Source organism: Glycomyces tenuis DSM 44171 (assembly GCF_000427885.1).
Classification (GTDB): domain Bacteria; phylum Actinomycetota; class Actinomycetes; order Mycobacteriales; family Micromonosporaceae; genus Glycomyces; species Glycomyces tenuis.
Genome location: NZ_ATYW01000005.1, coordinates 90,351 through 104,660 on the forward strand (window position 1 = coordinate 90,351; position 14,310 = coordinate 104,660).

The window sequence follows — 14,310 nt, forward strand, 5'->3', positions numbered from 1 at the left end:
GCTCAGGCTCCCTTGGCCCGTCGTGCCGCCTCGGACTTGAGCAGCAGGTGCGCGGCGGGCTCGGAGTACTCGACGCGGACGAGCTCGGCGCCTTCGTAGACGAAGCTGGTCAGGGACGCCAGTGAGCACTCGCGGTTGCGCGGGTCGTGCCAGAGCCGTCTGCGCTCGGCGAAGCGCCGGGCGATCCAGATCGGCAGCTGGTGGCTGACCAGGACGGCCTCGCAGCTCTCGGCGGCGACGCGGGCGGCCTCGACGGCGACCGTCATGCGCCTGGCGATGTCTAGGTAGGCCTCGCCCCAGGACGGCTTGAACGGGTCGCGCAGCCGCCACCAGTACCTGGGGTGGCGCAGGGCGCCGTCGCCGACGCCGATTCGTTTGCCCTCGAAGGAGTTCCCGGCTTCGATGAGGCCGTCGTAGGTGACGGTGTCGGTCTGGTGGGAGGCCGCGATCGGCTCGGCGGTCTCCTGGGCGCGTTGGAGCGGGGAGGCGCCGACGTGCACGATGTCGCGCCCGGACAGCTCCTCGGCGACGGCCAGCGCCATCTCGCGTCCGAGGTCGGACAGCCCGAATCCGGCGATCCTGCCGTACAGGATCCCGTCCGGATTGTGGACTTCACCGTGCCGGAGCAGGTGAACGATGGTCTTGGAGCCGCTCATGACCGCACCCTAGCCGCCGCTTCGGCGGCCTGTGGGAGGACCTGTTCGATGTGTGACAGGGCTTCCTCGTCCATCGCGGCGGAGACGAACCAGCATTCGTAGGCGCTCGGCGGCAAGTAGACGCCGCTTTCGAGCATGGCGTGGAAGAACGCCCCGTACGCCTCGGTGTCCTGGGCGGAGGCGTCGTCGAAGTTCCGGACGGGTCCTTCGGTGAAGAACACGCTGAACAGGTTCGAGGGCGCCGAGACGCAGTGCGGCACGCCCGCCTTGGCGAGCGCCTCGCCCGCCATGCGGGCGAGGGCCTCGGCGGTGGCGTCGAGCCTGCGGTAGACCGCCTCGTCGCAGGCGCGGAGCGTGGCGAGCCCGGCGGCGACGGCGAGCGGGTTGCCCGAGAGGGTCCCGGCCTGGTAGACGGGCCCGGCGGGGCTGACGAGGTCCATGAGCTCGGCCCGGCCGCCGAAGGCGGCGGCCGGGAGGCCCCCGCCCATGACCTTGCCGTAGGTGTAGAGGTCGGCCGGGGCGGCCAGGCCGCCGGGGCCGACGCGGAAACCGGTCATGACCTCGTCGGAGATCAGGAGCGCGCCGTTCGCGCGGGCGATCTCGTACAGCCGCTCGTTGAAGCCTTCGAGCGGGGCGACGGCGCCCATGTTGCCGGGCAGGGCCTCGGTGATGACCGCCGCGACGGCGCCGGGGTGGGCGGCGAAGGCGGCCTCGACGGCGTCTGCGTCGTTGTAGGGGACGACGATCGTGTCGGCGGCGGCGGAGGCGGGCACGCCGGGCGAGTCGGGGTGGCCGAGCGTGGCGACGCCCGAGCCCGCGGCGGCGAGGAAGTAGTCGGCGTGGCCGTGGTAGCAGCCGGCGAACTTGACGATCTTGTCGCGGCCGGTGGCGGCGCGCGCGAGCCGGACGGCGCTCATGGTGGCCTCGGTGCCCGAGGACACGAGCCGGACCTTCTCGCAGGGGGTGCGCGAGACGATCTCCTCGGCCAGTTCGATCTCGCCGAGGGTGGGCGCGCCGTAGGAGGTGCCGCCCGCGGCGGCCCGGGCGAGCGCGTCCACGACCTCGGGGTGGGCGTGCCCGAGGATGAGCGGGCCCCAGGAGCCCACGAGGTCGATGTAGGTGTTGCCGTCGACGTCCCTCATGCGGGCGCCGCGGGCGTCGGCCATGTACACCGGGTGGCCGCCGACGCCTCGGAAGGCGCGGACCGGGGAGTTCACGCCGCCGGGAATGACCCTGGCGGCGCGTTGGGCATAAGTTGCGGAAGTGCCGATGTCGAGCGGCTGCGGTTTCGCTTCGGTCACCGGATCAGCCTCTCACATCCGCGGGAGGGCGCGGACCGGTCCGGCTCCGGCGATGCGCGCGACACGTCCCCGTGCCGGGGCGACGGGCGCCCCGGCCGATCGGGGACCGCGGTCGTTCGGCATGGCACGGCACGGCGCGTCGCCGGAGCCGGGTGGTCCTCTCAGCGGGCCCGCACCAGGTCGAGGTCGAGCTTGACGACGTTGGCGATCCGGCGGGCGAGGCTCGGCGGCACCTGCGCCGGCTCGCCTCGGCCGCACAGCAGCCACCGCAGCGGCGTCGGCACCCGGTACAGGGCCTGCTCCATCGCGGGCCGCTCGATGACGACCAGGGCGACGTCGACGAGTTCGACGAGGGCCTCGAGGCTGCCGTCGCGCTGGCGGCACAGGTCCAGGACCTCGTCGACGGTGGCGCCGTCGCCGCGCGCGGCGAGTTCGAGCAGCACGGCCCGGGCCGGGCCGGAGATCATCGCGACCGCCTCGTCGATCGCGGCCCGGAACCGTCCGCCCGCGTCGAGCACGGCGACCGGGTCGTCCCGCAGGCGCCGCAGCGCCGTCTTCGGGGAGCCGAACGCGGTGACGTCGGCCAGCGCCCGCAGCGCGGGCACGAAGCCCTCCACCGAGGCGGCCAGACCGCGGCAGTCCGCGGCGGTCCAGGCCGCGCCGCGGTCCTCGCAGAAGCCCGCGAGCATCGCGGCGGCCACGTCGATCGGCGGCGGTTGCAGGGCCCGCTTGGCCTCGCCCGGCAGTTCGAGCGGGCGGACGCCCGCGGCGAGGATCGTCACCTCGGGGCATTCGCGCAGGAGGCGCTCGACGGCCGGGCCGTGGGCCCGTTCGACGTCGTCGAGGACGATGAGCGCCTCGCGGTGCCTGAGGTGGTCGATCGCGGTCTCGAGCGCGCGCCCGAACGCGTCGACGGGCCGCCCCACGGCCTGGAGCAGCGCCGCGCCCAGGTCCTGGCCGGGGCGGCAGTACCGGACGCCGTCGGCGTGGAGCGGCACGCGGCGCCTGGCCCAGGCTCTGACCAGCGTGGTCTTGCCGCATCCGTCGAGGCCGGTGACGGTGACGAGGCGGTGGGTGGCGAAGGCCCGGTCCAATTCGCGGTACTCCTCGGGCCGGTCGACCGGGGCCTTGAGGTCGGCGGGCAGGTTGTGGCGGTGCGGGCGGATCGGCGGCGGCGGGAACTCGCTGGGGAGCCCGGGGGCGCGCAGCTGCACCAGTTCGGTGGTGCCGGGCAGGCCCCGCAGCTCGAAGAAGCCGAGGCGTTCCAAGGACCGCCCGCCGAGCCCGGCCGCGGCGGCGAGCTGAGCGGAGGCGAGGATCTGGTCGCCGTGCGCGGCCGAGCAGATCCTCGCGGTGCGGTGGACCTCGGGCGTGGCATAGCCGCCCGCCGAGGGCCAGGCCTCGCCGGTGTGGAGCCCCATGCGCACCCGCGGGCGGATCGGCCCCTTGCCGAGTCCGAGGTCGGGCCAATCGGCGCGTCTGAGGGCGGTCTGGATCTCGACGGCGGCCCTCGCCGCGCGGGCCGCGTCGTCGAAGGCGACGAAGAACGAGTCGCCCTCGGTCTCGATCTCGGTGCCGCGGTGGACCCGCAGGACTTCCCGGATGAGCGCCCTGTGCCGGTGCAGGACGACCCGGTAGGGCTCGGCGCCGAGCCCCGAGGCGAGCCGGGTGGAGCCTTCGATGTCGGTGAACATGAACGTCACCTCGCCGGCGGGGAGCACGTCGGTGGCCGCCGCCGTCGGCCGGTGAGCTGTCGAATCGCAATTGCCGGGCAGAGAATAGGCTGTGTTTGTCGCGTGCAGTGCCGTTGTCGTATCCACGTGTCGATCAACTTTCGTTCAGCCCCCGTATGCCGGGCTGCGGCGCGCTGCTGCGCGCATACGCGGCCCTGCGGCCTCACAGTGTCTCCCCCATCTCAGTCGGTTACCGGATGTGATGGGCAGTCAGACGCCGCACGACCGGCTGGGTCGCATTCGGCGGCGGCTGCGAGGCTGTTTCGCCCGCGGATCTGCTCGTGGCAACCATGGATCCCATAGGAGAACGATCATGGACGCCCCTGGTCGCGGCCTGGCTCGTCTGAAACAGCATTGTTCGCCGGAAAGCACCTGCCGCGCGGCGGAATGTGGAGAATTGTTCGCGGACAGGCGTTGCCCGGGTGGCGGGCATAGGGAATACTCGCCTTCAGTGCCGGTGCCGGTGTCATCACGGTCGCCGACGCCCTGGTTCGAGTCTCCGGGCGGCGCACATCGCCGTGCCGGTCGTGGCACCCGGCCCGGGTCTCCGGGCGGCGCACATCGCCGGAGGACAGAAAGGGATACTCGCTTCCGTGTGGTTCGCACTTCTGCTCCGAAAGCTCCTCCTGCTGCCCTGGAAGGCCCTCAAAGCGGCCGGCCGCGGCATCCGCGCCTGCGCCCGGGCGCTGCGCACGTCCGCGGGGCGGCTCGCCGTCCAGTGCGCCGTGACGGCCCTGGCGGTCGCCGCCGCCCTCGCCGCCGGGTACTACCTGGTGCCCTCGGCGGGGCCGGCCTGGTCGTTCGGCACCGAGCCCGAGCCGACGCCCGAGGAGCGCCCGCTGGTGCTCACCCCCGAGGACGCGCCCGCGCCGGGGCTGCCGGTCGAGACCGACGAGGCCGCAGACGGCGGCGCGAGCCCCTCGGACGCGGCCACCTCGCCCATCGGGGAGGCCGTGAACGACATCGACACGTGGGCGCGGGGCCTGGCCCACCTCGGCATCCCCGAGCGGGCCCTGGTCGCCTACGGGCGCGCCGAGCTCGTCTCGGGCGTGCAGAACCCCGGCTGCAACCTGTCCTGGACGACCCTGGCGGGCATCGGCGCCACCGAGACCAGCCACGGCACCACCGGCGGCAACCGCATCACCGCCGACGGCACCACCCTGACCCCGATCGTCGGGCCCGAGTACAACGAGCAGGGCCCCATGCAGTTCCTGGAGACGACGTGGGAGGTCTGGGCCGCCGACGGCAACGGCGACGGCGTGGAGGACCCGCACAACATCGACGACGCGACCGTCGCCGCCGCGAACTACCTGTGCACCGGCGGTCGCGACCTGACCGACCCGGCGGACTGGTACGACGCCGTCCACAGCTACAACCCCGTCGACGTCTACGTGCAGAAGGTCTACACCCGCGCCGACGACTACGGCCAGAAGAGCACGGCGGCGGCATGACCGCCGGAACGCACCGGGGCTCCACAGAGTAACCTGAGAGTTTCGCGCGGTGACAATGCCGTCGAGCCTCCGCGGCGCCGCACAAGGCGCCGAGGGTTCCCGGCGGCGACGATATCGGGTAAGGATTGAGAGATGCCCCTGAAGCAGCTCGCGCCCAGCGAGATGACCGCCGATGACATCCGCGACTGGTGCTCGGTGCTCAACGACATGACCGCGGCCGACATGCCCTCCGAGCCGCGGTGGAGGACCGAGCGGCTCCACGACTACCTGGTCGGCACGCTGCCCGACGACCAGCGGTGCCTGTTCCTCTACCGTGACGACGACGGCGACCTGGTCGGCCACGCCAGTCTCATCATGTTCGGCGGCGAGCAGGCGGGCACCGCCGTGGTCGAGCTGTCGACGAGGCCCAGCGCCCGCGGCAAAGGCGTGGGCAAGCGATTGCTTCTCGAGGTCGCCCGGTGCGCCGCCGCCCACGGCTGCCGCGCCCTGTCCGTCGAGGTCATCGCCACCACTCCGGCCGTCGGCTTCTACGACCGGCTCGGTTTCGAGCGGGCCGTCGTCGAGCAGCGGCACCTGCTGCGCTGGACGGAGATCGACTGGGAGAAGATCGAGCGCGCCGCCGGGCGCCTCGCCGCCGGATACCGGCTCGAATACCACGCCGGAGGCGTCCCCGAGCGCCTGCTCGACTCGTACGCGAGCGTCAAGGCCAACCTGCGCACCACCAACGACCCGGTCGTGGTGGTGCCCGAGTGGCGCGGCTCGGCCCAGGCCGACCGGCTCCGCGACTCGCTGGCCACCCTGGAGCGGCGCGGGATGCGCTCGCACATCGTCGTGGCCATCGCCGAGCCGTACGGCAACGTGGTGGGGCTGACCGAACTGGTCGTCTCGGCGCAGCGGCCCACCCGCGCCGACCAGTACGACACCGTCGTCGACCCCGAGCACCGCTCCTACGGCCTCGGGATGTCCATGAAGGCCAGAATCCTCACCGAGCTGCGCAAGGCCGAGCCGCAGCTGGTCGACGTCCAGACGTGGACGATGGAGACCGCCGACGACGTGCGCTGGATCAACTCCGAGCTCGGCTTCGTCCACGACGTCGACTGGTACGACTACGAGACCGATGTGGACGAACTCCTGAAGCGCATCGACGGCTGAGCGCAGGTCGTCCGCGGCGGTGACGGGCGGTTCCCCCTGCGCCCGAACGGGAGGCATGGCCGCTCGGCCGTGCGACCTCGCCTCCGCGAAGCGGGCTCCCGTCGAGTGAAACGTGTTCGCCTGGGAGCGCTGCGTTTGCCGAAACTCAATAGACTGCATTCCATGTACCCCAATACCGTGCCCCCGATCGCCGGTGGACCGGGCGGGCCGCCACCCCACGTGCCCATGGAAGGCGAGGCCGGCTACGAGCGGCTCGTCATCGTCGTCGGCGACAACGGACTGACGCTCCGTTTCATCAAGAACCTCACCGAGCGCTTCTCCTACCGAGTCATAGCGCTCATCAAACCCGGCCCGGGCGCCCAGCGCGACGAGATCCGCAAGGAGGCCGAGACCAATCCGCGCCTGCGCGTCATGGAGCGCGGCCGCATCACCTCCGAGTCCATCAGCGACGCCGGCCTCGTCGAGGCCTACGCCGTCGCCCTCATGGCACAGGACGACGTCGCCAACCTCCACCTCGCCCTGGAGATCCGCGAGATGTCACACTACCTGGGCGACCGGACCCTGCCCAAGCTCGTCATCCGCATGTACAACCGGCAGCTGCGCGACCGCATCAGGCTGCTGCTCGGCGACGAGGGCGTCTACGTCGAGTCCGACGCCGACATGGTCGCCCGCACCTACGCCGCCGCCGCGCTCCAGCAGATCCCGCCCGGCGACATCGACATCTGGGACCGCCGCCTCTACCTCACGCGCGAGCCCGAGGAGCGCGCCCAGGCGCAGTGGGTCGTCGCCAGCGGCAACGGCAGCGGCGTCGAGATGCTCACCGAGGACCGCGAGGAGTCGGTGCGGGTGCTGTGCCTCGACCCCGAGCGGCCGGGCCGCTGGTTCAGGAACGCCCCCGAGGCGGCCGTGCGGTTCCTGCGCCGGAGCATGCACGGCCTGCGACGCACCGTGGACACGAAACTGCGGATCGCGGCGATCGCGCTGATCATCGTCATGTCCGGCGGCTTCTGGACGCTCACCCACTACGCCAGCGTCGCGAACCCGGTGGAGAACGGCTGGGACGCGCTGTACATCATCACGCTCATGGCCGGCGGCGGCATCGATCCCGAGATGGGCGCCGATGCGTGGGTCAGGGTCACCCACGCCGTGGTCGTCCTCTCCGGGGCGCTCATCATCCCCGTCGTCACCGGCGCGATCGTGCAAGCGCTCGTCGCCAGGCGCTACGCGCTCGCCGAGGGCAGGATCGTCGACACGGTGCGCGACCACGTCATCGTCGTCGGGCTCGGCAACCTCGGCACGCGCGTGGTCGAGAAGCTGCGCGAGCGCAAGATCCCGGTGGTGGCCATCGAGAAGGACCGCGACGCCGTCGGCATCCAGGCCGCCCGCGCGGCGGGCGCGCAGGTGCTCCTCGGCGACGCCTCCCGACCGGAGACACTGCGCGAGGCCGAGATCAAGTACTGCCGGTCCCTGGTGGCAATGGCCAAACAGGACTCGCAGAACCTCGAGACCGCGCTGTCCGGACTGGAGTGCAAACCGGACCTGCGCACCGTCCTGCGCATCTACAATCCGGAGTTCGCGGCGCTGGTGCGCCGAAACCTCAACACGAACACCTCCCCGCGGGACGCCTCCCGGCACGCCTCGTACAGCGCCCCCGAGGTCGCCGCGGCCTCGTTCGCGGCGGCGCTGACCGAGGACGAGATCCTCGAGACGATCCCGGTGCGCGGCCAGATCGCCTACATCTGCGAGGTCGGCGTCGGCGCCGACTCGCCGCTCGACGACGCCCCCGCCCACGCGGCCACCGCGATCGGCTCCCACCGGCTGCTCGCCGTCAAGCGCGACACCGGCGGCATCCGCTGGAACCCCGACGCGGCCTTCAGGATCCAGGCCGGCGACAAGCTCCTGATCCTGGCGATCCGGACGGGTCTGGAGGAGAGCCTGCACCTGTGCCGCCCCACCCCCCTCATACCGATCTGAAGCGCCGCAACTTCTCTCCGGCTCGCTCGTTGAACCTCCGACACATCTCTCGTGAAAGGGGCCCTCGGTGGCGGCAGCAGTGCGGAATCATGAGCCGGGACGGGACCGGGGCCGGGTGCCGGCCCGCCGCGGGCGCCGCAGGATCGCCCTGGCGGGCGCGGCCGGGGCGCTCGCCCTCGGCACGGCCGCGGTGGTGGTCCCCCACGCGCTCGCCGACGACGAACCGCTCGGCCTGGGCGAGGCGGTCGAGCGCCTCGACGTCGACGAGGCGGCGCTCGGCCTCCTCGAGATCGGCGAGATCGTCGAGACGGCCGAGTCGCTGACCTACGCGGACGAGACCACCGTGCTCGAGTTCTCCGACCCGGACGCCAGCTACGTCAAACTCCACTTCGAGCGGATGCTGCTCACCGGCGGCGACTACGTCACCGTCTCCAGCCCCGACGGGTCCGAGTCGTACCGCTACGACGACTCGCAGATGAGCCGGTGGGCCACGTCCATCACCGGCGACACCGCGATCGTCGAACTGCACAAGACCGGCGGGGACGCGGTGTCCGACGCTTTGGGCGCCGTGGTCGACAAGGTCGCCTACGGCTTCCCCGAGGACGTCGTCGACGAACTCGTCGACGAGAAGAACCACCGGGCCAGGCCCGCCGAGAGCCTCTGCTCGGACGACGACAAGAAACCCTCGGCGTGCTACGAGAACTCCTACCCGGACATCGTCGACCACACCGAGCCGGTGGCGCGGCTGCTCATCGACGGCACGGTGCTGTGCACCGCGTTCCGCGTCGGCGAGGAGAACCGGATGCTCACCAACAACCACTGCTTCTCGGAGTCGTGGGAGGCGCAGCGCACCGAGGTGTGGTTCGGCTACACGTGCACCAGCTGCGCGGGCGGCGAGGCGACCGAGCCGGTCAAGGTCTCCGGCGACCACGTCCTGGCGACCTCGGAGGACCTGGACTACACGCTGTTCAGCGTCGACGACTTCGCGGCGGTCGAGCGCTTCGGGCACTTGACGCTGTCCGACGACCGGGTCGGGCGCGGCGAGGCGATCTACATCCCGCAGCACCCGGCCGGGCGGCCCTCGGAGATCGCCGTGGAGTCGACGGTCGACGGCGGCAACTGCGTGGTCGACGAGCCGGTCTACGACGGCTATGTGGCCGACAGCGACGTCGCGTACTACTGCGACACCGAGTTCGGCTCCTCGGGCTCGCCGGTGCTGTCGCGGGACACGCACGAGGTGATCGCGCTGCACCACTTCGGCGGCTGCCCGAACTCGGGCGTGAACGCCTCGCTCATCGAAGACGAGATCGGGTACCTGATCTGAGAGCCCACGAAGGCCGGATCGGGCGCCCGATCCGGGTTTGGCTGCGAGTTAGAGGGCTCTTAGCGTCGCCTTAGGGCTCGCGGCGCGACGCTGGTGCGCATGAACAAGAAACTGCTACTCGCAAGCACGGGCGCCGCGGTCATCGCCGCGGCGGGATTCGGATCGATCGCGCTGGCACAGGACGACACGCCGTCCGAGCCGACCGCGGAGCACACCAGCGGGCCGAGCGGCGAACTCGACGCGGTCCCGGACGACGCCACGGCCGGAGACGGCCAGGAGCTCTTCGAGAGCGAGGGCGGCACGGTCCTCGCCGAGTGCACCGCCGACGGGCCCGAGCTCGTCTGGTGGGCGCCTGCCGAGGGCTACACCGTCGACGACGTCGAGGCCGTCCCGTACGAGGACGACGACGGCCGGGACGACGATGACGACCGCGACGACGACGCCGAGGTCGAGTTCACCAACGGCTCGCTGGAGGTCGACTACGACGTGACCTGCGCCGACGGGCAGCCGCAGGCGAACGTCACGACCGACGACGAGTCCGATGACGACCGCGACGACGACGATGACGACGACGACCGGGACGACGACTCCGACGATGACGACGGAGACGACGGAGACGACGACCGGGACGACGACGATGACGACGACCGCGACGAGGACTGACACTCCTGGGGTATGGCGGGGCGCGGGCTTGCAGCCCGCGCCCCGCCGCTTTGCCGTGCGCTCGGCACGAGGGCGGCGGCTTCGGGAACGGCTCAGGGCCGGTCCGGCACCGGTCCTCGCGGCGCCGGGGGGAGTTCAGGTCGGTCCGGGGTCGGCTCGTCGAGTGCGAAGTGCGTGGCGGCGGCTTCGGGAACGGCTCAGGGCCGGTCCCGGGTCGGGCCATGGCCGTCGAGTGGGAGGCACCCGACGGCGTCTTCGGGAACGGCGGCCCGGACGGTCCGCGGCGCTCGGCCGCGGCCCGGGTCACTCGGCCCGGAGTCGCGTCACGATCGTGGAGCTCTCCTTCATGCTTCCGACTATCGTCGAGCCCTACTTCATGCTTCCGACTATCGTCGAGAAGTGCGACCTCACCCGGTCGTCGCTCGGGTCGTCGTCGGGCGTCCAGTGGACCGACATGCGCTCGTAGACCGTGTTGCGCTGCGCGGGAACGCGGTCGGCGGTGCGGATGAGCGCGATGAGCTCCGAGAGCCGCGAGCGGTGCCGCGCGCCCGCCGAGGAGATCACGTTCTCCTCCAGCATGATCGAGCCGAGGTCGTCCACGCCGAGGTGGAGGCTCAGCTGTCCCGCCGCCTTCCCGGTGGTCAACCACGACGACTGGAGGTGCTTCACGTTGTGGAAGTACAGGCGGGCCGTCGCCAGCAGGCGCAGATACTCCATGACCGTCGCCTGCGTGCGGCCCTTGAGGTGGTTGTTCTCCGGCTGGTAGGTCCACGGGATGAACGAGCGGAAGCCGCCGGTGCGGTCCTGCACGTCGCGGATCATCCGCAGGTGCTCGATGCGCTCGTGCGCGGTCTCGCCGGTGCCCATCATCATCGTCGCCGTGGATTCGAGCCCCAGCTCGTGGGCGGTCTCCATGATCTCCAGCCAGCGCTCGCCCGACTCCTTGAGCGGGGCGAGGGCCGTGCGGGGCCGCGCGGGGAGCATCTCCGCGCCCGCTCCGGCGATCGAGTCGAGCCCGGCGGCCTTGATGCGCCCCACCGCCTCCTCGATGTCGGTGCCCGAGACCTTCGCCATGTGGGCGATCTCCGAGGGCCCGATGGAGTGGATCGCCAACTGCGGGTACTCGCGCTTGACCGCGCTGAAGAGCGTCTCGTAGTACTCGACGCCGAACTCGGGGTGGTGGCCGCCCTGGAGCATCACCTGGGTCGCGCCGAGCTCGACGGCCTCGCCGCAGCGGCGCAGGATCTCCTCCAGCGAGTGGTCCCAGCCCTCCTCGTGCTTCGGGGCCCGGTAGAAGGCGCAGAACTTGCACGCGGTGACGCACACGTTCGTGTAGTTGATGTTGCGGTCGATGATGTAGGTGACGATGTTGTCGCCGATGACGCGCCTGCGGACGGTGTCCGCGGCCTCTGCCAGCGCGTGGAAGGGGGCTTCGGTGTAGAGCAGTTCGGCTTCCTCGGCTCCGATGCGGCCGCCGTCGGCGGCTCGGGCGAGGACATCGTCAATCTCGGCCATGGACGAAGCGTATCCGGAGAACCGGGCGCGGCACAGCTCCCCTGTTCGCGGTGACCGACAAGTCTCCTCGGCTGCGGCGGCACGGTCCCGGCGGCAAGGCCGCGGCCGTCTCGGGCGCCGCTCGATCGGGCTTCGGCGGACCCGACAGCCGCGCTCTGCGGCTCGGGCCGTCAGTCGACGTAGTACAGCTCGGTGTGGATCTCGGCGGCGCCGGCCGTCTCCAGCACTTCCTTGACGCCGAGGACCATCTCGTACGGCCCGCACAGGAACCACTCGTCGATCTCGGCCGGATCGACCAGGCCCGCGAGGACCTCGCGGAGCCGTTCGGGGGTGAGCCGTCCGGTGAGCAGCGGGCTCGCGCCTTCAGAGCGGGTGCGGACGTGGTGGAGCCTGAACCGCTCGCCGTGGCGCCGCTCCAGTTCGGCGAGCTCCTCGGCGAACATGGTGGACTCGCCGGTCCGGTTGGAGTACAGGACCGTCACGGTCGCCCCGGCGTCAAGGGCCGCGGCGGCGATGGACAGGATCGGGGTGATGCCCGATCCGGCGACGATCGCGCCGTAGTGGCGGGCCGGGTCGGGTTCGGTGCAGAAGACGCCGAGCGGCGGCAGCACTTCGAGGACGTCGCCGGGGGCGAGGCTGGCCTTGGCGTAGGCGGAGAAGCTGCCCTGGGGGATGAACTTGATGCCCAGCCGCAGCGTGCCGTCCTCGGCGAGTTCGCGCGGCGTGGAGGCCAGCGAGTAGGAGCGGCGGACCTCACTGCCGTCGTCCTCGACGCGCTGGAAGGTGATGTGCTGGCCGGGCTTGAAGGCGAAGGCCTCGCGCAGTTCCGGCGGCACGGCGAGGGTGACTTCGAGGGAGTCCTCGGTGAGAGGCCTGACCCGGCCGACGGAGAGCTTGTGCCACGCGGGGCGCTTGCGGCGCTTGTTGAGCTCGACGGTCATGCGGTGCCCTCTCCAGCGGGAAAGAATTCGGGGCCGCCCTCCTGCATGGGGGCCACATCCGTATAACCGGCGGCGCGCGAGGCGAATTCCCGCAGACCGTCGAGGTGTCGGTCACTCAGCGTGAACTGGAGGCGGTCGAAGTACTCGGCGAGCGCGGCGGGCGCGAACGGCTCCCAGCGGGCGGCGGAGGCGACGACCTCGTCGATCTCGGCGCGGCAGCGCCGCACCGACTCGCAGAACGCCAGGTGGACGTCCTTGACCAGACCGGGGTGGGCCTCGGCGTACTCGCGGCGGACGGCCCACACGGCGAAGACCATCGGCAGGCCGGTCCAGTCCTTCCAGGCGTCGGCGAGGTCGACCACGTGGTTGCCCCCCGGGTCGTGGTGGACGCGGAGGGCCTCGTCGCCGATGAGGACGGCGGCGTCGGCGCCGTCCAGGGCCGAGGCGAGGTCGGGCGGCGTGGTGGCGAATTCGGGGGTGAGGCCGTGCCGCTGCTCGAGGAGCATCCGCGCCAGGAGGACGCCGGTGCGGGAGGTGGAGGTGAGCGAGACCTTCGGCGAGGCGGGGAGCTCGGCGAGCGGGGTCTTGGAGACGAGGTTGACGCTGAGGACCGGGCCGTCGGCGGCGACGGCGATGTCGGGCACGAGCAGGAGCCGGTCGGCGTGCCGGAGGTACTCGACGAGGCTGATCGGGCCTATGTCGAGGTCGCCGTCGACGAGGCGGCGGCTGAGCTCGTCCGGCGGGGCGCGGTGCAGGTCGACGTCGAGCAGCGCGCCCGACCTGGCCAGTCCCCAGTAGATGGGCAGGCAGTTGAGGAAAGCGATATGACCGACCCTGGGGCGCCGTGCGTTGTTCACAGACTCGACCGTAGCCGGTCGCGGGGGCGTTCGGCGCCGACGGCGACACCGCGGAGACGTGGGCCCCTGCGGGGTGCTCTTCGCGGCTCAGTCCTCGTCGTCGACGGTCTCGACGATCGTGACGTCGGCTTCGCCGACCTCGCCGTCATTGGAGACGAGCGCGCTGAGGCGGTCGAGGACCGCCTCGTCGTCGCTGGTGAGGACGATGGCGTCCCCCGGGCGGACGTCCATGGTCAGGACCTGGAGGATCGACTTGGCGTCGTGGCGGCCCTGGCCGGCCTTCGCGATCAGGACCTCGGCGTTCGACTGCGCCGCGGTGTCGACGAAGACGGTCGCGGGCCGGGCCTGGATCCCGACTTCAGTGGTCACTTTCACACGGCGTTCCGCCATGTCTGCCACCCCCACTCTCGGCGAAGCGTTCGGGCCATGCGTTCGGTTCAGCACCAGCATGGCCCGAGACGGGGGCGGATGGGCGACTTTCCGGCCTTTCGCCGATTTCACCCCGTTCGCAGGGCGGGACCGGCCGGTCAGGCCGACGAGTCCCCTTCGTCGGTCTTCTGGCCGCCGTAGACGGTGGGGCGCGGGAGCGGGATGTGCTCGGGCAGCTCGCCGCGGTCGACGATGAAGTTCTTGACCCTCGCGCGGCCCGGCTTGAACGAGCCCGAGTCGCCGTGGTCGTCGGACGGCGGCCACGACTCCGGCGGGACCTTCGCGACGCCGGCGCGGTTGGGCTTGCTCGAGGG

12 protein-coding genes are annotated in these 14,310 nt (G+C 71.6%); 5 read left to right on the forward strand and 7 right to left on the reverse strand.

The window, feature by feature from the left end; genetic code table 11:
• Positions 1 to 2: 2 nt before the first annotated feature.
• The 3 genes from YWW_RS0109185 to YWW_RS33920 form a co-directional block, all read right to left on the reverse strand.
• Complete coding sequence (locus YWW_RS0109185) at positions 3 to 656, reverse strand: histidine phosphatase family protein (protein ID WP_026929891.1); 654 nt, start codon at positions 654 to 656, stop codon at positions 3 to 5.
• Positions 653 to 1,957, reverse strand: a complete 1,305-nt coding sequence (gene hemL, locus YWW_RS0109190) for a glutamate-1-semialdehyde 2,1-aminomutase (protein ID WP_051325579.1) — start codon at positions 1,955 to 1,957, stop codon at positions 653 to 655. Before hemL ends, YWW_RS0109185 begins: the two co-directional genes overlap by 4 nt.
• 161 nt (positions 1,958 to 2,118) lie before the next feature.
• A complete protein-coding gene (locus YWW_RS33920) occupies positions 2,119 to 3,777 on the reverse strand; it encodes an adenylate/guanylate cyclase domain-containing protein (RefSeq protein WP_342673569.1) in 1,659 nt (552 codons plus the stop codon).
• A gap of 506 nt (positions 3,778 to 4,283) precedes the next feature.
• Here YWW_RS33920 and YWW_RS33925 point away from each other — a divergent pair.
• The 5 genes from YWW_RS33925 to YWW_RS33930 all read left to right on the forward strand — a co-directional run bounded on the left by YWW_RS33925 (position 4,284) and on the right by YWW_RS33930 (position 10,254).
• A complete protein-coding gene (locus YWW_RS33925; RefSeq protein ID WP_051325580.1) occupies positions 4,284 to 5,141 on the forward strand; it encodes a lytic transglycosylase domain-containing protein in 858 nt (285 codons plus the stop codon).
• Between the two features lie 132 nt (positions 5,142 to 5,273).
• Positions 5,274 to 6,293 carry a GNAT family N-acetyltransferase gene (locus YWW_RS0109205; RefSeq protein ID WP_026929894.1) on the forward strand — a complete coding sequence of 340 codons (1,020 nt, stop codon included), beginning with the start codon at positions 5,274 to 5,276 and terminating at the stop codon, positions 6,291 to 6,293.
• A gap of 162 nt (positions 6,294 to 6,455) precedes the next feature.
• Positions 6,456 to 8,267 carry a potassium channel family protein gene (locus YWW_RS0109210; protein WP_155830056.1) on the forward strand — a complete coding sequence of 604 codons (1,812 nt, stop codon included), beginning with the start codon at positions 6,456 to 6,458 and terminating at the stop codon, positions 8,265 to 8,267.
• A gap of 67 nt (positions 8,268 to 8,334) precedes the next feature.
• On the forward strand, positions 8,335 to 9,591 hold the full coding sequence (locus YWW_RS0109215; RefSeq protein WP_155830058.1) for a trypsin-like serine peptidase: 1,257 nt from the start codon (positions 8,335 to 8,337) through the stop codon (positions 9,589 to 9,591).
• Positions 9,592 to 9,690: 99 nt separating this feature from the next.
• Positions 9,691 to 10,254, forward strand: coding sequence for a hypothetical protein (locus YWW_RS33930; protein WP_051325581.1), 564 nt, complete (start codon positions 9,691 to 9,693; stop codon positions 10,252 to 10,254).
• A gap of 369 nt (positions 10,255 to 10,623) precedes the next feature.
• Here YWW_RS33930 and mqnC read toward each other — a convergent pair whose 3' ends face one another.
• From mqnC to YWW_RS29320, 4 genes are all read right to left on the reverse strand, one after another.
• Positions 10,624 to 11,769, reverse strand: a complete 1,146-nt coding sequence (gene mqnC / locus YWW_RS29310; protein WP_035698319.1) for a cyclic dehypoxanthinyl futalosine synthase — start codon at positions 11,767 to 11,769, stop codon at positions 10,624 to 10,626.
• Between the two features lie 170 nt (positions 11,770 to 11,939).
• Positions 11,940 to 12,710, reverse strand: coding sequence for an FAD-binding oxidoreductase (locus YWW_RS29315; RefSeq protein ID WP_035698433.1), 771 nt, complete (start codon positions 12,708 to 12,710; stop codon positions 11,940 to 11,942).
• Positions 12,707 to 13,567 carry a menaquinone biosynthetic enzyme MqnA/MqnD family protein gene (locus tag YWW_RS0109235; RefSeq protein WP_026929897.1) on the reverse strand — a complete coding sequence of 287 codons (861 nt, stop codon included), beginning with the start codon at positions 13,565 to 13,567 and terminating at the stop codon, positions 12,707 to 12,709. Before YWW_RS0109235 ends, YWW_RS29315 begins: the two co-directional genes overlap by 4 nt.
• 87 nt (positions 13,568 to 13,654) lie before the next feature.
• Complete coding sequence (locus tag YWW_RS29320; RefSeq protein ID WP_342673570.1) at positions 13,655 to 14,017, reverse strand: HPr family phosphocarrier protein; 363 nt, start codon at positions 14,015 to 14,017, stop codon at positions 13,655 to 13,657.
• Positions 14,018 to 14,310: the final 293 nt, after the last annotated feature.